At 67.0% G+C, this 19,530-nt stretch carries 17 protein-coding genes and 1 riboswitch; of the genes, 11 read left to right on the top strand and 6 right to left on the bottom strand.

The genetic code is table 11. The features are described from left to right. Together D893_RS05810 and D893_RS05805 are read left to right on the top strand one after the other, a co-directional pair. The coding region (locus tag D893_RS05810) for a response regulator (RefSeq protein ID WP_146220542.1) at positions 1-2,406 on the top strand (2,406 nt) is incomplete at its 5' end. A gap of 25 nt (positions 2,407-2,431) precedes the next feature. After that, positions 2,432-2,965 (top strand): chemotaxis protein CheW, encoded by a 534-nt coding sequence (locus D893_RS05805; RefSeq protein ID WP_110619341.1) that lies wholly within the window; start codon positions 2,432-2,434, stop codon positions 2,963-2,965. 2 nt (positions 2,966-2,967) lie between these two features. On the opposite strand, the gene D893_RS05800 is transcribed toward D893_RS05805, so the two are convergent. The 4 genes from D893_RS05800 to metK form a co-directional block, all read right to left on the bottom strand. Continuing rightward, positions 2,968-3,738 (bottom strand): 16S rRNA (uracil(1498)-N(3))-methyltransferase, encoded by a 771-nt coding sequence (locus D893_RS05800; protein WP_077244764.1) that lies wholly within the window; start codon positions 3,736-3,738, stop codon positions 2,968-2,970. 2 nt (positions 3,739-3,740) lie between these two features. Next, positions 3,741-4,595 carry a methylenetetrahydrofolate reductase [NAD(P)H] gene (metF, locus tag D893_RS05795; RefSeq protein ID WP_018947553.1) on the bottom strand — a complete coding sequence of 285 codons (855 nt, stop codon included), beginning with the start codon at positions 4,593-4,595 and terminating at the stop codon, positions 3,741-3,743. A 94-nt stretch (positions 4,596-4,689) separates the two neighbouring features. Beyond that, a complete protein-coding gene (gene ahcY, locus D893_RS05790) occupies positions 4,690-6,102 on the bottom strand; it encodes an adenosylhomocysteinase (protein WP_026289028.1) in 1,413 nt (470 codons plus the stop codon). Positions 6,103-6,121: 19 nt separating this feature from the next. Then, positions 6,122-6,200: riboswitch (S-adenosyl-L-homocysteine riboswitch) on the bottom strand. A 32-nt stretch (positions 6,201-6,232) separates the two neighbouring features. Next, positions 6,233-7,402 (bottom strand): methionine adenosyltransferase, encoded by a 1,170-nt coding sequence (gene metK, locus D893_RS05785; RefSeq protein ID WP_018937129.1) that lies wholly within the window; start codon positions 7,400-7,402, stop codon positions 6,233-6,235. Between the two features lie 328 nt (positions 7,403-7,730). Between metK and tkt the strand changes: the two genes are divergently transcribed. From tkt to D893_RS05755, 6 genes are all read left to right on the top strand, one after another. Beyond that, the gene (gene tkt, locus D893_RS05780) at positions 7,731-9,731 is read left to right on the top strand and encodes a transketolase (RefSeq protein ID WP_018947550.1); all 2,001 of its coding nucleotides are present in this window, start codon (positions 7,731-7,733) and stop codon (positions 9,729-9,731) included. A gap of 42 nt (positions 9,732-9,773) precedes the next feature. After that, complete coding sequence (gene gap / locus D893_RS05775) at positions 9,774-10,772, top strand: type I glyceraldehyde-3-phosphate dehydrogenase (protein ID WP_077244762.1); 999 nt, start codon at positions 9,774-9,776, stop codon at positions 10,770-10,772. A gap of 131 nt (positions 10,773-10,903) precedes the next feature. Beyond that, entirely contained in the window at positions 10,904-12,082 is a 1,179-nt protein-coding gene (locus D893_RS05770) for a phosphoglycerate kinase (RefSeq protein WP_024328302.1), read from the top strand. 42 nt (positions 12,083-12,124) lie between these two features. Further along, positions 12,125-13,555, top strand: a complete 1,431-nt coding sequence (pyk, locus tag D893_RS05765) for a pyruvate kinase (RefSeq protein ID WP_110619340.1) — start codon at positions 12,125-12,127, stop codon at positions 13,553-13,555. Between the two features lie 62 nt (positions 13,556-13,617). Further along, the gene (gene fba / locus D893_RS05760) at positions 13,618-14,682 is read left to right on the top strand and encodes a class II fructose-bisphosphate aldolase (RefSeq protein WP_018947546.1); all 1,065 of its coding nucleotides are present in this window, start codon (positions 13,618-13,620) and stop codon (positions 14,680-14,682) included. Positions 14,683-14,788: 106 nt separating this feature from the next. Then, positions 14,789-15,577 carry a lipid-binding SYLF domain-containing protein gene (locus tag D893_RS05755; RefSeq protein WP_018947545.1) on the top strand — a complete coding sequence of 263 codons (789 nt, stop codon included), beginning with the start codon at positions 14,789-14,791 and terminating at the stop codon, positions 15,575-15,577. Here the strand turns inward: D893_RS05755 and bioD are convergent. Both bioD and D893_RS05745 read right to left on the bottom strand, forming a co-directional pair. Continuing rightward, complete coding sequence (bioD, locus tag D893_RS05750; RefSeq protein WP_110619339.1) at positions 15,508-16,224, bottom strand: dethiobiotin synthase; 717 nt, start codon at positions 16,222-16,224, stop codon at positions 15,508-15,510. The two genes, D893_RS05755 and bioD, sit on opposite strands and share 70 nt — an antisense overlap. Further along, positions 16,221-17,129, bottom strand: coding sequence for a phosphoribosylaminoimidazolesuccinocarboxamide synthase (locus D893_RS05745; protein ID WP_110619338.1), 909 nt, complete (start codon positions 17,127-17,129; stop codon positions 16,221-16,223). The genes bioD and D893_RS05745 overlap by 4 nt, the downstream gene beginning before the upstream one ends. Positions 17,130-17,225: 96 nt before the next feature. Here D893_RS05745 and purE point away from each other — a divergent pair, with 96 nt between their 5' ends. Genes purE through D893_RS05730 form a run of 3 tightly spaced genes read left to right on the top strand, consistent with a single transcriptional unit; the run spans position 17,226 to position 19,529 of the window. Continuing rightward, positions 17,226-17,741, top strand: a complete 516-nt coding sequence (purE, locus tag D893_RS05740) for a 5-(carboxyamino)imidazole ribonucleotide mutase (protein WP_019022698.1) — start codon at positions 17,226-17,228, stop codon at positions 17,739-17,741. A gap of 7 nt (positions 17,742-17,748) precedes the next feature. Continuing rightward, positions 17,749-18,912, top strand: a complete 1,164-nt coding sequence (locus D893_RS05735; protein ID WP_110619337.1) for a 5-(carboxyamino)imidazole ribonucleotide synthase — start codon at positions 17,749-17,751, stop codon at positions 18,910-18,912. Continuing rightward, entirely contained in the window at positions 18,909-19,529 is a 621-nt protein-coding gene (locus tag D893_RS05730; RefSeq protein WP_110619336.1) for a methyltransferase, read from the top strand. Before D893_RS05735 ends, D893_RS05730 begins: the two co-directional genes overlap by 4 nt. Position 19,530 lies beyond the last annotated feature (1 nt).

The raw sequence follows: 19,530 nt of genomic DNA, 5'->3' as shown, positions 1-19,530 counted from the left end.
GAGCCAGAGCCAGAGCCAGAGCCAGAGCCAGAGCCAGAGCCGGAGCCGGAGCCCGTCGATGCGGCCTCCCACCCGGCGGAAGACGAGATTGATCCGGAGTTCGGCGAGGTCTTCATCGAGGAGGCCCATGACATTCTCGAGCAGGCGTTCCATACCCTGGCGGCCTGGCGCGAGGCCGGCGGCCGGCCCGGCCCGGACCAGGAAGCCTTCCAGCGCGAGGTGCACACCCTGAAGGGAAGCGCCCGGATGGCGGGGTTCACGGTGGTGGGCGCGATTGCCCACGCTCTGGAAACCACCCTGGGGATCGAGACCGAAGCGGGCCAGGATCCCCGTCCGTCGTTCTTCGACGCGGCGGAGAAGGCCCTGGTGGAAGTTCAGGGTCTGGTCGAACGCGGCGTCGGACCGTGGCAGACGGATGAAAACGAAAGCCGAGAACTGGCGGTCCTGAGGCGCTGGACGCTGGAAGAAGAAGCCGATGGTGACGGCGCGGAGCAGACCGGGGAGGAGACCGCCGAAGCCGAGCCGAGCGAGGCGCCGGCGGACGGGGAGGCCGCAACCCGGGCCGCAGATGCCGAAACGGGTAGCCGCAAGCTGCAGGACCAGGTGCGGATGGACGCCGAAGTGCTCGACAGCCTGGTCAACAATGCCGGCGAACTGGCGACCTTCCACCGGCGTTTCGAGCAGACGGTGGGTCGGGTAGAAAACCAGGTCGAGGAGCTGGACCGGACCATCACGCGGGTGCGCGAACAGCTGCGCAAGCTCGAGATCGAAACCGAGGCGCAGGTGCTGTTCCGGGTGGAACAGGAAACCGGCGAGGAGCAGGTGGATTTCGATCCGCTGGAGATGGATCGCTACTCCGGGATTCAGCAACTTTCGCGCGCGCTGGCGGAGAGTGTGAGCGACCTCGACAGCCTGAAGCAGGAGGTGGACGACGAGCTCCGGACCGCCGGCGGCGTGCTGGTGCAGGAAAAACGCGTGGGTACCGAGCTGCAGGACCAGTTGATGCGGCAGCGCATGGTCCGGTTCGCGCGCATGGCGCCACGCCTGCGGCGCGTGGTGCGCGCGGCGGCCGACGACATGCAGCGCGAGGTCCGGGTGGATTTCGTCGGCCAGGATTCCGAGCTCGACCGTGCCCTGCTGGAGCGCCTGGTGGCCCCGCTGGAACACTTGCTGCGCAATGCGGTGGCGCACGGCATCGAAACGCCCGACGAACGGGAAGAACGTGGAAAGCCGCGGGAAGGCCACATCACGGTAAGCCTGGAGCAGGCCGGCAGCGAGATCCGGATGGAGGTTGCCGATGATGGTGGCGGCATCGATGCCGAGGTCGTGCGGGCCAAGGCCATCGACCGCGGAGTCATCACGCCGGAGGCGGAACTGAGCGACAATCAGGCCCTGCAGCTGATCCTGCAGTCCGGATTCTCGACCGCCGCCTCGGTGAACCATGTGGCCGGGCGCGGTGTGGGCATGGATGTGGTCAACGCGGAGGTCAAGCAGCTCGGCGGAACGCTGGACATCGATTCCATCCCGGGTTCCGGATCGCGGTTTACTTTGCGGCTCCCGTTCACGCTGGCGATCAGCCAGTCGTTATTGGTGCAGGTCGGGGAGGAGACCTTTGCGGTTCCGATGGCCTCGGTGGAGGGCGTGGTACGCGCGCGGCGCGAGGAGATCGACGACTCCGGCGCGGCGCCGACCTACAGCTATGTGGGCCAGGAATACGCCCTGCATTCACTGGGCGAGATCCTTGGCATCGAGACCCAGGCCGGGGTTCACCCGCTGCCGGAGGAGCCTTTCCCGCTGCTGCTGGTACGTGCGGACGAGCAGAAGGTCGCGCTGCGCGTGGATGGCCTGGCGGGCAGCCAGGAGGTGGTGGTCAAGTCGGTCGGTCCGGTGCTGAGCCGGATCCCCGGTGTGGCCGGGGCCACGCTGCAGGGTGACGGCTCGGTGATGCTGATCCTGGATCTGAGCATGCTTATGCGGTTCGCAACCGTGGCGACCGCCGCCGAGGCCGAGGCCGTCGAGCCCGAAAGCGCCGCGACGCGCATCATGGTGGTCGACGACTCGATCACCATTCGCAAGGTGACCGCGCGTCTGTTGACCCGCAGGGGCTACGAGGTAGTGACCGCGCGCGACGGCCTCGATGCGGTGACGCTCCTGGACGAGCGCCGGCCGCATCTGATCCTGCTGGACGTGGAGATGCCGCGGATGGACGGTTTCGAGTTCGCCGCTCATGTGCGCGAACATCCCGAGTTCCGCGACGTACCGATCATCATGATCACCTCGCGCAGCGGTTCCAAGCACCGCGAGCGAGCCATGCGGCTGGGTGTGAACGGTTATCTCGGCAAGCCGTACCTCGAGAACGACCTGCTCAGCGAGATCGAGCATCAGCTGGAGGGCACTCCGGCATGAGGCCTGCCGGGGGCGGAGGAGAACGATGAGCGAGAGCGAAGGTCGCGTTGAAGCAGTGATCGTGCAGCTGGAGGCGGGCTCCATCCTGCTGCCGCGCAGCGCCTTGCTGGAGGTCACCACCCGGCCGGGTTCGAGCCTGGAGGAAGACGAGGTTTCGGCCGAACGGCCATGGCTTGCGGCCCCCCTGCTCTGGAAGGAACTGCAGATTCCGGTGATCAACGTGAATCATCTGCTGGATCCGGCGCGCGACACCGGCGAGGATCATCGCCGGTTCACCCGTCTTCTCGTTCTGCAGGGCGCGGACGAGCCGGAGTCCCTCCCGTACTACGCGCTGGAGGTCAGGGGGACACCGCACCCGGTGCGTGTCACGCCGCAGAACATCTTCGCTCTGGAAGGGGTGGAGACCACACCGTGGTCGTGGCGGGTCAAGGCATCGGGCGTGACCACGCACCTGCTGCGCCTGGATACCGTCGAGGCCCGGCTCCGGGAGCTTCCCGGTACGGGCAGGACCGCCCGCTCGTCCGGGACTTCGGAAACACGCCCGGCTCCGGCAGACTGAGGCTACTCGCCGGGTGGCTCCAGGTCACCGAAGCGCCATTGCACCAGCGTCAGAATCGCGATGGCGGCCGTCTCGGTGCGCAGCGTTCGCGGGCCGGTGCGTACAGGGTGGAACCCGTGGTCGCGAGCGAGGGTGCGCTCGGCATCGGTCAGGCCGCCTTCCGGGCCCACGAAGACGCTGGCGTTCTCCGTCGCCACGGACTGGCGGGATTCCACGATCCGCGACAGTGGCGCGCCGGTTTCATCCGCGAGCAATGCGAGGCTGGCGGTGGAACCGGGACCGTCCCGTCGCAGCACTGCGTCCGGCTGGCCGACGGACTCCAGCACCGGCAGTTCGTTCCGTCCGCACTGCTCCGCAGCCGCCGCAATGACGCCCTGCCAGTGACTCTGGCGCCGGTCCAGGCCCTTGTGACCACCAGCCGAACGGCTGCGCTCGCACAGAACCGGCCGGATACGCGAAACGCCCAGTTCCACGGCCTTCTGCAGCGCAAGATCCATGTGATCGCCACGCGCGATGCCCTGGAGAAGGGTGATCGGGAAGCGCGGGGTGGTCGGTTCGGTGGCGCGTTCCCCCAGATGAAAAACGCCCGCCCGGCGACCGGCGGTCTCCAGGCGGGCGTCGAATTCATTGCCGCGGCCGTCAAACAGACGGCACGCGGCGCCGTCCTTCAGCCGGAGAACCCGGGTGGCGTAATGCAGTCGATCCTCCGGGGCCGGCAAACGCAGCCCCGCCGCCAGATCGGCGTTCTCGATCAGCAGACGGGGGCAGCGCATGGTCAGCGACGGCTGTCGAGGTCCAGGTCCTTCCAGATCTGTTCGGTCGGGCCGGCCTGGTTCATCGAATAGAAGTGGATGCCGGGGGCGCCCTTTTCCAGCAGATCGTCGGTCAAGCGGGTGGCCTGCTCGATGCCGAACTTGCGGATCGAGTCCTTGTCGTCGCCATACGCCTCCATCCGCTTGCGGATGTAGCGCGGGATCTCGGCACCGCACATCTCGGAGAAGCGCACGATCTGGGTGTAGTTGGTGATCGGCATGATTCCCGGAATGATCGGGATGGTGATCCCCATCGCTTGCACCCGTTCCATGAACGCGACATAGGCGTCGACGTTGTAGAAATACTGGGTGATGGCGGTGTCGGCGCCGGCATCCACCTTGGTCTTGAAGTTGTCCAGATCCTTCTCGGCGCTGGGGGCCTGCGGATGGAACTCCGGATAGGCCGCCACCTCGATCTTGAACTGGTTACCGAATTCGGCACGCACGAACTCCACCAGCTCCGATGCGTAGCGGAAATCGCCACCGGAATGCTTGGTACCGGACGGCAGGTCGCCACGCAGGGCCACGATGCGGTCCACACCAATGTCCCGATAGGCGTTCAGCAGGTCGCGCAGTTCGTCCTTGGTGGACGAAATGCAGGAGACGTGCGGGGCCGCCGGGATGCCGTCGTTGTTGATGATGTCCTTGACCGTCTCGAGAGTGCGGTCGCGGGTCGAACCGCCGGCGCCGAAGGTCACCGAGTAGAACTCGGGCTTGAGGGCGCCCAGACGTTTGCGGGCCTTGGCCAGACGGTCGGCGCCGGCCTCGTCCTTGGGCGGGAAGAATTCAACGCTGAAGACGCGTTCCTGATTGCTCATTGCTTGTCCTCCAGACAAAAAGAAGGCGGACCGCACGAGTATGCGGCCCGCCCGGGCTGTCACACAGTCAGTTGACTAATGTGAGGCTGGCCGATCAGTAGCGGTAGTGTTCCGGCTTGAACGGACCATCCACCGACATGCCCAGGTACTTGGCCTGGTCGTCGGTCAGGCGCGTCAGGTTCGCGCCCAGCTTCTTCAGGTGCAGGTTCGCGACCTTCTCGTCCAGATGCTTCGGCAGGATGTAGACCTGCTTGTCGTACTCCGAGCCCTTGTTCCAGAGCTCGATCTGCGCCAGCGTCTGGTTGGTGAACGAGTTGGACATCACGAAGGACGGGTGGCCCGTGCCGCAGCCCAGGTTCACCAGACGGCCTTCGGCCAGCATCAGGATGCGGTTGCCGTTCGGCAGGATGATGTGGTCAACCTGCGGCTTGATGTTGTCCCACTCGTACTTGCGCATCGAGGCGACGTCGATCTCGGAGTCGAAGTGGCCGATGTTGCAGACGATGGCCTGGTCCTTCATCCGGGTCATGTGATCTTCGGTGATCACGTCCTTGTTGCCCGTGGCGGTGATGAAGATGTCGGCCTTGTCGGCGGCTTCGTCCATGGTGACGACGCGGAAGCCTTCCATCGCGGCCTGCAGGGCGCAGATCGGGTCGATCTCGGTGACCCACACGGTGGAGCCGAGACCACGCAGCGACTGGGCGGCACCCTTGCCGACGTCACCGTAGCCGGCGACCACGGAGATCTTGCCCGCGATCATCACGTCGGTGGCGCGCTTGATGGAGTCCACGGTGGACTCGCGGCAGCCGTACAGGTTGTCGAACTTGGACTTGGTGACCGAGTCGTTGACGTTGATGGCGGGGAAGGCCAGCTCGCCGGTCTTCGCCATCTGGTACAGACGGTGCACGCCGGTGGTGGTCTCTTCGGTCACGCCGTGGATCTTGGACAGCATGTCCGAGTACCAGGTGGGCTGCTCGGCCAGGCGTTCCTTGATCTTGGCGAACAGGGCCACTTCCTCTTCGTGCTCGGGGTTTTCCAGCACGGAGGGGTCTTTCTCGGCCTTGGCGCCGATGTGCAGCAGCAGGGTCGCGTCGCCACCGTCGTCCAGGATCATGTTGGCACCGCCGTCGAATTCGAAGATGCGGTGGCAGTAGTCCCAGTACTCTTCCAGGGTCTCACCCTTCACGGCGAAGACCGGCGTGCCGTTGTCGGCGATGGCCGCGGCAGCGTGGTCCTGCGTGGAGTAGATGTTGCAGGAGGCCCAGCGGACCTCGGCACCCAGCGCTTCCAGGGTCTGGATCAGCACGGCGGTCTGGATGGTCATGTGCAGGGAGCCGGCGATCTTGGCGCCCTTCAGCGGCTGGGAGGCCGCGTACTCTTCGCGAGTCTGCATCAGACCGGGCATTTCGGTCTCGGCGATCGCGATTTCCTTGCGGCCGAACTCGGCCTGGTTGATGTCCTTGACGACGTAATCGCCGGTTTTCTTGGCATCCATCACAGCATTCATGGTGTTACTTCTCCGTTGGTCTGGATGAGCGCCGTGTTACTTCAGGGGAACATCCGGCTGAGCCTGACGGTGGAACCGCTGCAGCGCTCCTCAGCCGGATGGGTGTTTCGCTTACGTAATATGGACTCTCTTAGAGTCCGGCGGCCTTCTTGAGTTCCTCGGCCTTGTCGGTGCGCTCCCACGGGAGGTCGACGTCTTCGCGGCCGAAGTGGCCATAGGCGGCGGTCGCCTTGTAGATCGGACGCAGCAGATCCATCATCTGGATCAGGCCCCACGGGCGCAGATCGAAGATGTCACGGACCAGCGTCTCGATGCGACGGTCGTCGATCTTGCCGGTGCCGAAGGTGTCGATCGTGATCGAGGTCGGGTCGGCCACGCCGATGGCGTAGGAGACCTGGATCTCGCACTTGTCGGCCAGGCCGGCGGCGACGACGTTCTTGGCCACGTAACGGCCGGCGTAGGCGGCGGAACGGTCCACCTTGGACGGGTCCTTGCCGGAGAACGCACCGCCACCGTGGCGGGCCATGCCACCGTAGGTGTCGACGATGATCTTGCGGCCGGTCAGGCCGGCGTCGCCCACCGGGCCACCGATCTCGAACTTGCCGGTCGGGTTGATGTGGATCTGGTCGTTGGAGACCTGGCTCAGCCATTCGGCCGGCAGGACCTTCTTGAAGACCTCTTCATAGATGGCTTCCTGCAGGTCCTTCTGCGAGATCTCGGGGCTGTGCTGGGTGGACAGCACGACCGCGTCCAGGCCGGCCGGCTTGCCGTCTTCATAGCGCAGGGAGACCTGGCTCTTGGCGTCCGGGCGCAGCCACGGCAGCTTGCCGCTCTTCATCAGCTCGGACTGGATGCGCACCATCTTGTGGGCGTAGAAGATCGGGGCGGGCATCAGGGTATCGGTTTCGCGCGCGGCGTAGCCGAACATCAGGCCCTGGTCACCGGCGCCCTGGGTGGCGCGGTCGGAGACGTCACGGTCCACGCCCATGGCGATGTCCTGGGACTGCTCGCCCAGCACGTTCAGCACGGCGCAGGTGTTGCCGTCGAAGCCCTTGTGGGAATCGTCGTAGCCGATCTCGCAGACGGTCTCGCGCACCAGGCGCTCGTAATCGATCTGCGCGCCGGTGGTGATCTCGCCCAGCAGCATCACCATGCCGGTCTTGGTGGCGGTTTCACACGCGATGCGGGCGTGCGGATCCTGCTCGATGATGGCGTCGACGATGGTGTCGGAGACCAGGTCGGCCATCTTGTCGGGGTGACCCGCAGAGACCGATTCCGAGGTGAAGATGTAGTTGGACATTAAGCGTTCCTTTTCTGTCGTTTCGATTTAGTTTTGCGCAAAACGACCGCTAGTGTAACGCGACTCGCCGGGAATTTCTAAGCCCCCCCGGGTGAAGCCTTCGTGAAGGCCTCCCGCCCAATGCCGTGTGACGGCCGCCGAGGCGCGCGAGGGCGCGACTTGCCCCGCTGCTTGAAAGTGGCCAAAATGCTCCGCCGTTGCTGGGGTTGTGCGGCCTCGTCCGTCCCATGTCCGGTCCGCCCGGCGCGCCTTGATGCTGCAGCGCCGGAGCCGTCAGACCGGCTCCCGCCCCGGCCAGAATCTTTCATCACTTGAGCAGGAGACCCGCATGCCCACCCGTAGAGAGCTTGCCAATGCCATCCGCGCCCTTTCCATGGACGCGGTCCAGAAGGCCAATTCCGGTCACCCGGGGGCCCCGATGGGGATGGCGGACATCGCCGAGGTGCTGTGGAACGACTACATGCAGCACAACCCGGCGAACCCGGACTGGGCCGACCGCGACCGTTTCGTGATGTCCAACGGGCACGGCTCGATGCTGGTGTACTCGCTGCTGCATCTGACCGGCTACGACCTGCCGATGGACGAGCTCAAGCAGTTCCGTCAGCTGCATTCGCAGACCCCCGGCCATCCGGAGTACGGCTACACCGCCGGGGTCGAGACCACCACCGGCCCGCTGGGCCAGGGTGTCTCCAATGCCGTGGGTATGGCGCTGGCCGAGAAGATGATGGCCGCGCATTTCAACCAGCCCGGGCACGAGATTGTCGACCACAACACCTATGTGTTCCTCGGTGACGGCTGCCTGATGGAAGGCGTCTCGCACGAGGCCTGCGCGCTGGCCGGCACCCTGGGCCTGGGCAAGCTGGTCGCGTTCTGGGATGACAACGGCATCTCCATCGACGGCGAGGTCGAAGGCTGGTTCACCGACGACACCCCGTCCCGTTTCGAGGCCTATGGCTGGCACGTGGTGCGCGACGTGGACGGCCATGACGCCGATGCGGTCAAGGCCGCGATCGAGCAGGCCCGCAAGGAAACCGGCAAGCCGACCCTGGTCTGCTGCCGCACCGTGATCGGCTTCGGTTCCCCGAACAAGTCCGGCAAGGAAGAGTGCCATGGCGCCGCGCTGGGCGACGACGAAGTCGCGCTGACCCGCAAGGAACTGGGCTGGGAACACGGCCCGTTCGAGATCCCGGACGACATCTACGCCGGCTGGAACGCGAAGGACAAGGGGGCCAGGGCCGAAGCCGAATGGAACGAGCGTTTCGCCGCCTACAAGCAGGCGCATCCGGAGCTGGCGGCCGAGTTCGAGCGTCGCATGGCCGGTGATCTGCCCGCCGACTGGAGCGAGAAGGCCAATGCCTTCATCAAGCAGACCGTAGAGAAGGCCGAGAAGGTCGCCTCGCGCAAGGCGTCGCAGGCCACCATCGGTGGCTACGCCCCGGCCCTGCCGGAACTGCTGGGCGGCTCCGCCGACCTGGCCGGCTCCAACCTGACCATGTACAGCGGCTCGAAGGGCGTCAGCAAGGAAGACGCCGCGGGCAACTACGTGTACTACGGCGTGCGCGAGTTCGGCATGGCCGCGATCATGAACGGGATCGCGCTGCACGGCGGGTTCATCCCGTACGGCGGGACCTTCCTGATCTTCTCGGACTATGCGCGTAACGGCATCCGCATGTCCGCGCTGATGAAGCAGCGCGTGATGTACGTGCTGACGCATGATTCCATCGGCCTTGGCGAGGACGGCCCGACCCACCAGCCGATCGAGCAGACCCCGAGCCTGCGCCTGATCCCCAACCTGAACGTGTGGCGCCCCTGTGACGCGGTCGAGACGGCTGTCGCCTGGAAGGCCGGCATCGAGCGCACCGACGGCCCGTCCGCGTTCATCCTGTCGCGCCAGGGCCTGCCGCACATGGAGCGCGACGGCGAACAGCTCGCCAACATCGCGCGCGGTGGCTACGTGCTGAAGGACTGCGACGGCACCCCGGATCTGATCTTCATCGCGACCGGTTCCGAGGTCGAGCTGGCCGTGCAGGCGGCCGAGACGCTGGCCGGCGAGGGCAAGAAGGCGCGCGTCGTGTCCATGCCCTGCGTGGAACTGTTCGAACAGCAGGATCCGGCCTACCGCGAATCCGTGCTGCCGTCCGCCGTGCGCAAGCGCGTGGCCGTGGAGGCCGGCGCCACCGCGGGCTGGTACAAGTTCACCGGCATGGACGGCGCGGTGTTCGGCATGGACTGCTTCGGCGAATCCGCCCCGGGCGGTGCGCTGTTCGATTACTTCGGCTTCAAGCCGGAGAATGTCGCGCAGATCGCCCGCGACGTGCTGAACGGCTGAGCCCCGACGATTTTCAATAAGAGCTGAAAAGAGGAGACTCCCATGGCTATCAAGGTTGGTATCAACGGTTTCGGCCGCATCGGGCGCATGGCCTTCCGCGCCATCGCCCAGGACTTCCCCAACCTGCAGGTGGTCGGCATCAATGACCTGCTGGATCCGGAATACCTGGCCTACATGCTGCGCTACGATTCGGTCCACGGCCGCTTCGAAGGCGACATCAGCGTCGAGGGCAATGACCTGGTCGTGAACGGCAACCGCATCCGCCTGACCGCGGAGAAGGATCCGTCCGCCCTGAAGTGGGGCGACATCGGCGCCGACGTGGTGATCGAGTCCACCGGCCTGTTCCTGACCGCCGACACCGCGCAGAAGCACCTGGACGCCGGGGCGAAGAAGGTCGTGATGTCCGCCCCGTCCAAGGACGACACCCCGATGTTCGTCTACGGCGTCAACCACGGCGACTACAGCGGCCAGAACATGGTCTCCGCCGCTTCCTGCACCACCAACGCCCTGGCGCCGGTGGCCAAGGTCCTGCACGACAACTGGGGCATCAAGCGCGGCCTGATGACCACCGTGCACGCCGCCACCGCCACGCAGAAGACCGTCGACGGCCCGTCCATGAAGGACTGGCGCGGCGGCCGCGGCATCCTGGAGAACATCATCCCGTCCTCCACCGGTGCCGCCAAGGCCGTGGGCAAGGTGCTGACCGAGCTGAACGGCAAGCTGACCGGCATGGCCTTCCGCGTGCCGACCTCCGACGTCTCGGTGGTGGACCTGACCGCCGAGCTCAACGGCGAAGCCGACTACAAGGCCGTCTGCGAGGCCATGAAGAAGGCCTCCGAGGGCGAGCTGAAGGGCGTGCTGGGCTACACCGAAGACCTGGTGGTCTCCACCGACTTCCGCGGCTACACCGCCCCGTCGGTGTTCGATGCCGGCGCCGGCATCCAGCTGGACCCGACGTTCGTGAAAGTCGTGGCCTGGTACGACAACGAGTACGGCTACACCTGCAACATGCTTCGCATGGTGGAGCACGTCGCCCAATAAGACCTGCGGGGAGTCCGCCGGGGCGCGTGCCGCTCCCGGCGGCATCCCGCCAGAGTCTTGGGCGCAGCCTCCCCGCCAGGGGGGCTGCACCGAAGACTTTATTCGTTCCAACCTTTTCCGCGAGGTATTCCATGTCCGTCACCAAGATGACCGATCTCGATCTGCAGGGTCGCCGCGTGCTCGTGCGCCAGGACCTGAACGTCCCCGTCAAGGACGGCAAGGTCACGTCCGATGCGCGTATCCGCGCGAGTCTCGAGACCGTGCAGAAGGCCCTGGAAGGCGGCGCCGGCGTGATGCTGATGTCGCACCTGGGCCGGCCCACCGAGGGCGAATTCTCCGAGGAGGATTCCCTGGCCCCGGTCGCCGAGCACATGGGGCAGCTTCTCGGCCGCGAAGTGCGTCTGGTGCGGGATTATCTCGACGGGGTGGAGATCCAGCCCGGCGAGGTGGTGATGCTGGAAAACGTCCGTTTCAACAAGGGCGAGAAGAAGGATGACGAGGCGCTGGCGAAGAAGTACGCCGCGCTGTGCGACGTCTACGTGATGGACGCCTTCGGTACCGCTCACCGCGCCCAGGCCTCCACCCACGGGGCCGGCAAGTTCGCGCCGCAGGCCTGCGCCGGTCCGCTGCTGGCCCGCGAACTGGAAGCCCTGAGCAAGGCGCTGGACAACCCGAAGCGCCCGCTGGTCGCAATCGTCGGCGGGTCCAAGGTCTCGACCAAGCTGACCGTGCTGGAATCCCTGTCCAAGGTCGTGGACCAGCTGATCGTGGGTGGCGGCATCGCCAACACCTTCATTGCGGCCCAGGGCCATGATGTCGGCAACTCGCTGTACGAGGCCGATCTGGTCGACGAATCGAAGCGGCTGATGGAAGCCGCGCGCGCCAAGGGCGGCGAGATCCCGGTGCCGACCGACGTCACCGTGGGCAAGGAGTTTTCCGACAGCACGCCGGCGGAGACCAAAGCGGTGGACGCGATCGGCGCCGACGACATGATCTTCGATGTGGGTCCGGACACCGCCTCCACCTACGCACAAGCCCTGCGTAATGCCGGCACCATCGTGTGGAACGGCCCGGTGGGCGTGTTCGAGTTCGATCAGTTCGCCGCGGGCACCCGGGCCCTGGGCGAGGCGATCGCGGAAAGCGATGCGTTCTCCATTGCCGGCGGCGGCGACACACTGGCGGCAATCGACAAATACGATCTCTCCGAGCGCATCAGCTACATCTCCACCGGCGGCGGTGCCTTCCTCGAGTTCCTGGAAGGCAAGACGCTGCCGGCCGTGGCGATGCTCGAGGAGCGGGCGAAGGGCTGAACGGCCTTGAATGCTACGTCATCCAACATCGGAGAGCCCCGCGTGAGACGCACCAAGATCGTAGCCACCCTTGGCCCCGCGACCGACAGCGACGAAGCCATGGATGCCATCATCCAGGCCGGCGTCGATGTCGTGCGCGTCAACTTCTCGCACGGGGATCCGGATGACCACCGTGCCCGCGTGCAGCGACTGCGCGCGGCCGCCGAGCGTGCCCATCGCGTGGTCGGCGTCCTGGGCGATCTTCAGGGGCCCAAGATCCGCATCGAGCGCTTCGCCAATGGCAAGGTGCACCTGGAAGAAGGCGCACCGTTCGCGCTGGACGCGGGTCTGGGCCGCGACGACGGTGACGACACCCAGGTCGGCCTGACCTACACCGACCTGCCGAAGGACGTGCGCCCGGATGACATCCTGCTGCTGGATGATGGTCGTATCGTGCTCAAGGTGACCGCGGTCGCGGCCAGCCGGGTCGAAACTGAAGTCGTGGTCGGCGGCGAGCTGTCCAACAATAAAGGCATCAATCGCCAGGGGGGAGGCCTGTCCGCCCCGGCGATCACCGACAAGGACCGCGAGGACATCCGCCTGGCGGCCGAGCTGGAGGTGGACTACCTGGCTGTGTCCTTTCCGCGCTCGGCGCAGGACATCCACCTTGCCCGCGGCCTGTTGAAGGAGGCCGGCTGGGAGGCGGGGATCTGCGCCAAGATCGAGCGTTCCGAGGCCCTGGACGTGATCGACGAAATCATCTCGGCAACCGAGGTGATCATGATCGCGCGCGGGGATCTCGGCGTGGAAATCGGCGACGCCGAACTGCCCGGGGTGCAGAAGACCCTGATCTCGCGGGCGCGTGCTCTCAACCGTCTGGTCATCACCGCGACCCAGATGATGGAGACCATGATCCAGAATCCGATCCCCACGCGGGCGGAGGTCTTCGACGTGGCCAACGCGGTGCTGGACGGGACCGACGCGGTGATGCTGTCGGGCGAGACCGCCACCGGACGCTATCCCGGACGGGTGGTCTCCAGCATGGACCGGATCTGCGAAGCCGCCGAGCGCCAGCGTGCCGCGCGGCAGTCCGACCACCGAATGGACTCGACCTTCGGTCGGGTGGACGAGGCGATCGCGATGGCCACCATGTATACCGCCAACCACCTGGACGTGCAGGCAATCGCGGCCCTCACGGAGTCCGGCGCCACCGCGCTGTGGATGTCGCGGATCAGTTCCGGGATCCCGATCTACGCGCTGACCCGGCGCATGGACACCAGCCGGCGCATGAGCCTGTACCGCGGTGTTTACCCGGTGTATGTCGACTCGCTGCCGGAGAGCCATGAGAGCCTGAACCGCGAAGCGGTCAACTTGCTCAAGGCCGAGGGGGTCGTGCAGGATGGCCAGCTGGTCATAATCACCAAGGGCGACCTGCAGGGTGCCCATGGCGGCACCAACGCAATGAAAATCGTCCGGGCCGGCGAAGTCGCCTGACGGCGACCGTCACCCGGACGTCCAGTTCCCAACCTGAAGTGCGAATCCCGTAAGGAGGAACCATGGCACTGATCTCGCTTCGCCAGCTGCTGGACCATGCCGCCGAGCATGGCTACGGCATGCCGGCCTACAACGCCAACAACATGGAACAGATCCATTCGATCATGGAGGCCGCGAAGGAAGTGGACTCCCCCGTGATCATTCAGGCGTCCGCCGGTGCGCGGAAGTACGCCGGGGAGCCCTTCCTGCGCCGCATGATCGAAGCGGCCGCCGAGCAGTATCCGGACATCCCGATCGCGCTGCACCAGGACCACGGCTCCGAGCCGGCGGTGTGCCTGCGTTCCATCCAGTCGGGCTTCACCTCGGTGATGATGGACGGCTCCCTGATGCCCGACATGAAGACCCCGTCGACCTACGACTACAACGTCGACGTGACCGCCAAGGTCGCCGAGATGGCCCATTCCGGCGGTGTGTCCGTGGAAGGCGAGCTGGGCTGCCTGGGCTCCCTGGAAACCGGCCAGGCCGGGGAGGAAGACGGTTCCGGCGCCGAAGGCACGCTGTCCCACGACCAGCTGCTGACCGACCCGGACGAGGCCGCGGACTTCGTCAAGAAGACCAAGTGCGACGCCCTGGCCATCGCCATCGGCACCTCGCACGGCGCCTACAAGTTCACCCGTCCGCCGACCGGTGACATCCTGGCCATCGAGCGGGTCAAGGAGATCCACGCCCGCATCCCGGACACCCACCTGGTGATGCACGGCTCCTCCTCGGTACCGGAAGAATGGCTGAAGATCATCAACCAGTACGGCGGTGACATGGGCGAGACCTATGGTGTCCCGGTCAAGGAGATCCAGGAAGGCATCAAGCACGGCGTGCGCAAGGTCAACATCGACACCGACCTGCGCATGGCCTCCACCGGCGCGGTGCGCAAGTTCCTGGCCGAGAACCCGAAGGAATTCGACCCGCGCAAGTTCCTGAAGGCCTCGACCGCCGGCATGAAGGACGTCTGCAAGCAGCGCTTCGAAGCCTTCGGCTGCGCCGGGATGGCGTCCAAGATCAAGCCGATGTCGCTGGACGACATGGTCGCCCGCTACAACAACGGCGATCTGGATCCGAAGATCAACTGATCTCGCGATCCGCGCACGGATGCACGAAAAAGGGGGCTTCGGCCCCCTTTTTTTGTGCGATCATTGCCACCCTGTTCCGAACAACGGCCCCTCCCCGGAGGTCCCGATGCGTCATTTCGCAGTCCTGCTCCTCGCCCTTGCCCTGATCCTTTCCCTGGCGCCGCCGGCCAGCGCCAATCCGTTCGCGCGGGACGTCGATCCGCAGGACATCGTCGACCGCGCCAAGGACACCCTCACCCGCATGGCCGGGCACCCCGACTACCCCGCACTGCGTGCCGACCTGCGGGAAGCGCATGCGGTGGTGATCTTCCCGCGCGTGATCCGTGGGGGGTTCTTCATTGGCGGATCCGGCGGGCTGGGCGTGGCCCTGGCCTGGGACGAAGACGAGGGCGACTACAGTCCAGTGGGTTTCTATTCTCTGGGATCCGTCAGCTTCGGCGTGCAGATCGGCGGGGACGCCGCCGAGGTGGTGATGGTCGCACGGCGGCCCGATGCCCGCGATTCGCTGTTCGCCTCGTCCATGCGCCTGGGAGGTGATGCCGAAGTCGCCGCGGGCCCGGTGGGCGCCGGGCGCAGCGCTTCCGTCAATGCGGATTTCATTTCTTACGCGCGGGCGCGCGGGGCGTATCTGGGCATGAGTTTCGAAGGCTCGCGCCTGACCGTCCGCGAAGACTTCAACGAGGCCTACTACCGCGAGGATCTGCGGCCGGTGCACATCCTCGAGAGCCGTCGCGTGGATCACCCCGGCACCCAGGCCTTGCGGGATGCCCTGCTCGAGCTCCGCCGCGACGAAGCCGACGAGGCCCCGGCGCGGGGCGGTGAGGATCAGCGGCCGGAGGCCGATCCGGCCGAAGGCGGAATCAGGCCCGATGCGATGGAGGTCGAGACCCTCTGACCGGCGCGGTCCGAGGTAATCCCCTCGGCCAGTTCGATCACCGGCGCGTGCGTGCGCCGTTGCAGGGCGGATGCGTTGTCCAGTTGTGGATCGGTGTCGGGCTGGCGCCGGTTGAGCACGATCCCCGCCAGTGCGAGTCCGCGCCGCTCCAGGGCCTCCAGCGTCAGCAGGCAGGTGTTCAGCGTCCCGAGGCGGTCTTCCGCCACCAGCAGCACCGGCAGGCCGAGCGCCACGGCCAGGTCGGCGTTCAGCGCTTCTTCGGCCAGCGGCGAATAGAAGCCGCCGGCGCCTTCCACCAGCAGCGGCCCTTGCGCTCCTTTTCGTTGTGCCTCGCAGGCGTCGACCAGTTCCGCGAGGTACAGCGGGTGGCCGATGTTGCGCGCCGCCTGGTCCGGGGCGAGGGCATCGGGGAATCGCCAGGGGGTCACCCGTGCCACTGCCGCCGGGGGCAGCCCCGCGGCGGCGGTCAGGGCCACGCCGTCGGCGGGATACAGGCCGTCCGGCCCTGTCTCGCAGCCGGATTCCGCCGGCTTGCACGGGACGGGCCTCAGCCCCGCCGCGCACCAGGCCCGCAGCAGCGCGCAGCCAACGAAGGTCTTGCCCACGCCGGTGTCGGTGGCGCTGACGAACAGGCCCGCGGGATTCATGGCCGGTCGAGCGGCGACCCGGTCAGGCGTTCCAGCGCCTCGCGATAGCGCGCCGCCGTCTGCTCGGCGATCTCCGCGGGCAGCGCCGGCCCCGGGGCCGTCTTGTCCCAGTCCAGGGTTTCGAGATAGTCGCGCACGTACTGCTTGTCGAACGACGCGGGGCTACGGCCCGGCGTATATTCGTCCGCCGGCCAGAAGCGCGAGGAGTCGGGTGTCAGGACCTCGTCGATCAGATGCAGGCGGCCTTCGCGGTCGAGCCCGAATTCGAATTTGGTGTCGGCGATGATGATTCCGCGCGCGGCGGCGTGCTCGCGCGCCAGGTTGTAGATCGCGATGCTGGCGTCACGCACCTCGCGCGCGCGCTCCTCGCCAATGGCAGCGGCGACATGGTCGAAGTCGACGTTCTCGTCGTGATCCCCGACCGCCGCCTTGGTGCTGGGCGTGAACAATGGCTCCGGCAGTGCCCCGGCCAGCTCCAGGCCCGGTGGCAGCGGGAGACCGCAGACCGCACCCGTCGCCTGATAGTCCTTCCAGCCGGAGCCGATCAGGTAGCCGCGCACCACCGCTTCCACCGGCAGGGCCTCCAGTCGCCGCACCACCAGGCTGCGCCCCTCGAGCGGCGCGCGCACCCCGGGGTCCGGCACCACCTCGGCCAGCGGTATATCGGTCAGCTGATTGGGGATGCCCAGCTCGCGCTCGATGCGCCGCATCCAGTACACGGTGATCGCGGTCAACACCCGTCCCTTGTCCGGCACCGGCGTAGGCAGGATCACGTCGAATGCCGACAGCCGGTCGGTGGTCACCATCAGCCAGTGGTCGTCGTCCACCCGGTACAGGTCGCGCACCTTGCCGCGGTGGACGCATTCCAGGTCGGGGATGTCACTTTCAAGAAGGGTATCGTCCATCCGCGTATTGTAGCGGCTGTGGCGACACAGGGAACGCGCCGCCGAAGAGCGCCGGCCGGCTTGTCGCCACACGGCGCTCCCGCTATGGTTGCGCGGATGAATATCACCGACACCGCAACACCGCCGCGCGTGGGCGTGGTCATGGGCAGCACCTCGGACTGGGGAACCATGGAGCGTGCGGCCGAACTGCTGGCGCGCCTGGAGATTCCCCACGAGACCCGCGTGGTGTCCGCGCATCGCACGCCGGATCTGCTGTTCGAGTATGCCGAACAGGCGCGCGAGCGGGGTCTGTCCGCGATCATCGCGGGCGCCGGCGGCGCCGCGCACCTGCCGGGCATGCTGGCCGCCAAGACGCCGGTGCCGGTGCTGGGCGTGCCCGTGGCCTCGCGTCACCTGCAGGGCGAGGACTCGCTGCTGTCCATCGTGCAGATGCCGCGCGGGATCCCGGTGGCCACCTTCGCCATCGGCGAATCGGGTGCCGCCAATGCCGCGCTGTTCGCGGCCGCGATGCTGGCCACCGGCGACCCCGATCTCGCGGCGCGGCTGGACGCCTTCCGCGCCGAACAGCGCGACGCCGTTCTCGGTCAGAGCCTGCCGCCGGATCCGGCGTGAACCGTCCATGATTGCTCCGCCCGCCACCCTCGGCCTGCTGGGCGGCGGCCAGCTGGGCCGCTATTTCGTGCTGGCCGCGCGCCGTTCGGGCTACGCCGTGATGGTGATGGACCCGGACCCGCGCAGCCCCGCCGGAGCGGTCGCGGACTGGCACCGCGTCGCCGCATTCGACGATCACGCGGCGCTGGATCAGCTGGCCGATGCCTGCGCGGTGGTCACCGCCGAGTTCGAGAACATCCCCGCCGCGTCGCTGGAACGCGTGGCGGCGCGCGGCTGTCTGCGCCCCGGGCCACGCGCGCTGACCATCGCTCAGGACCGGCTGGCGGAGAAGCGCTTCCTCGCCGAGGCAGGGATCGCGGTGGCGCCGTGGCGACCGGTGCTGGCCGGTCGTGATCCGCAGCCCCCGGCCACCGGGGCCGGCGAGCCGCGCTTCCCGGCGGTGCTCAAGACCGCTCGTCTGGGCTATGACGGCAAGGGGCAGGCCCGTCTCGAGGATCCGGACCACCTGGCCGCGGCCCATGCCGGGCTGGGCGGGGTGGATTGCGTGCTGGAAGAGCAGGTCGAGCTGGCGCGCGAGGTTTCGGTGATCGTGGCGCGCGCGCCCGACGGGCACAGCGAGGTGTTCCCGGTGGCCGAGAACCATCATCGCCACGGCGTCCTGCACCTGACCCGGGTCCCGGCGCGTCTGTCCGCCGCACTGGAGCAGCAGGCCCGTGACGTCGCGCTGCGGGTGGCCGATCATCTGGATTACTGCGGGGTGCTGGCGGTGGAATTCTTCGTGACCGCCGGCGGCGAGCTGCTGGTCAACGAGATCGCCCCGCGGCCCCACAATTCCGGCCATTACACCCTGGATGCCTGCAGCGTGTCACAGTTCGAACAGCAGCTGCGCGCGGTCTGTGGCCTGGCGCTGGCCCCGGCCCGGGCGACGGCCCCGGTGGCCATGGTCAACCTGCTGGGCGACCTGTGGCCGGCGGCCACCGCGCCGGACTGGACCGGCGTGCTCGGCGAGGCGCGGGCCCGGCTGCATCTGTACGGCAAGGCCGAGGCCCGTCCGGGGCGCAAGATGGGGCATGTAAACGTGGTCGGCCTGCCGGACGAGGACGACGCCGACGCAGTGGCCGACGTCGCCGAATCCCTGTGGCGGGGCCTCGCCGGAGAACCATCGCAATGAGCCGGAACCATTTTCCCGATGCCGCCGCGCGGCGCGCGCGTCAGGCCGAACTGAAACAGGACCTCGAGATCGAGGAGACCCTGGAAGGCGTGCCGCTCCGCCTGCGGACCACCTGGGGCCTGTTCTCGCCGCGGCGGATCGACGACGGGACCCGGCTGTTGCTGCGGCACGCCGAGATCGGATCCGGTGATCGCTGCCTCGATCTCGGCTGCGGCTACGGCCCGATCGGCCTGGTGATGGCGCACAAGGCCGAGCCCGGGGCCTGCACCCTGGTGGACACCAACTTCATGGCGGTGGAATACGCCCGCGCGAATGCCGAGCGTAACGGGCTGGCCAACGTCGAATGCGTGCTGAGCAACGGCTTCTCGCATATCCGCGACCGTCGCTTCGATGTCGTCGCCTCCAATCTCCCGGCCAAGGTCGGGCGCGAGCTGCTCTATACCTGGCTGCTGGATGCGCACGAGCAGATGAACCCCGGAGGGCGGTTGTATGTCGTGACCATTACCGGGCTGCGACGCTTCATCGAAAAGGGGTTTCGCGAGGTGTTCGGCAATTACGACAAGCTCAAGCAGGGGCGCGACTACACCGTCGCCCTGGCGCGCCGCGAGGAGGGCTGAC

Origin of the sequence: Thioalkalivibrio sp. ALE21, assembly GCF_003208255.1 — a bacterium.
In the GTDB taxonomy this organism is placed as follows: Bacteria; Pseudomonadota; Gammaproteobacteria; order Ectothiorhodospirales; family Ectothiorhodospiraceae; genus Thioalkalivibrio; species Thioalkalivibrio halophilus.
The sequence above is the reverse complement of the archived record's forward strand: the minus strand, read 5'-3'. Positions and strand labels throughout refer to the sequence as shown.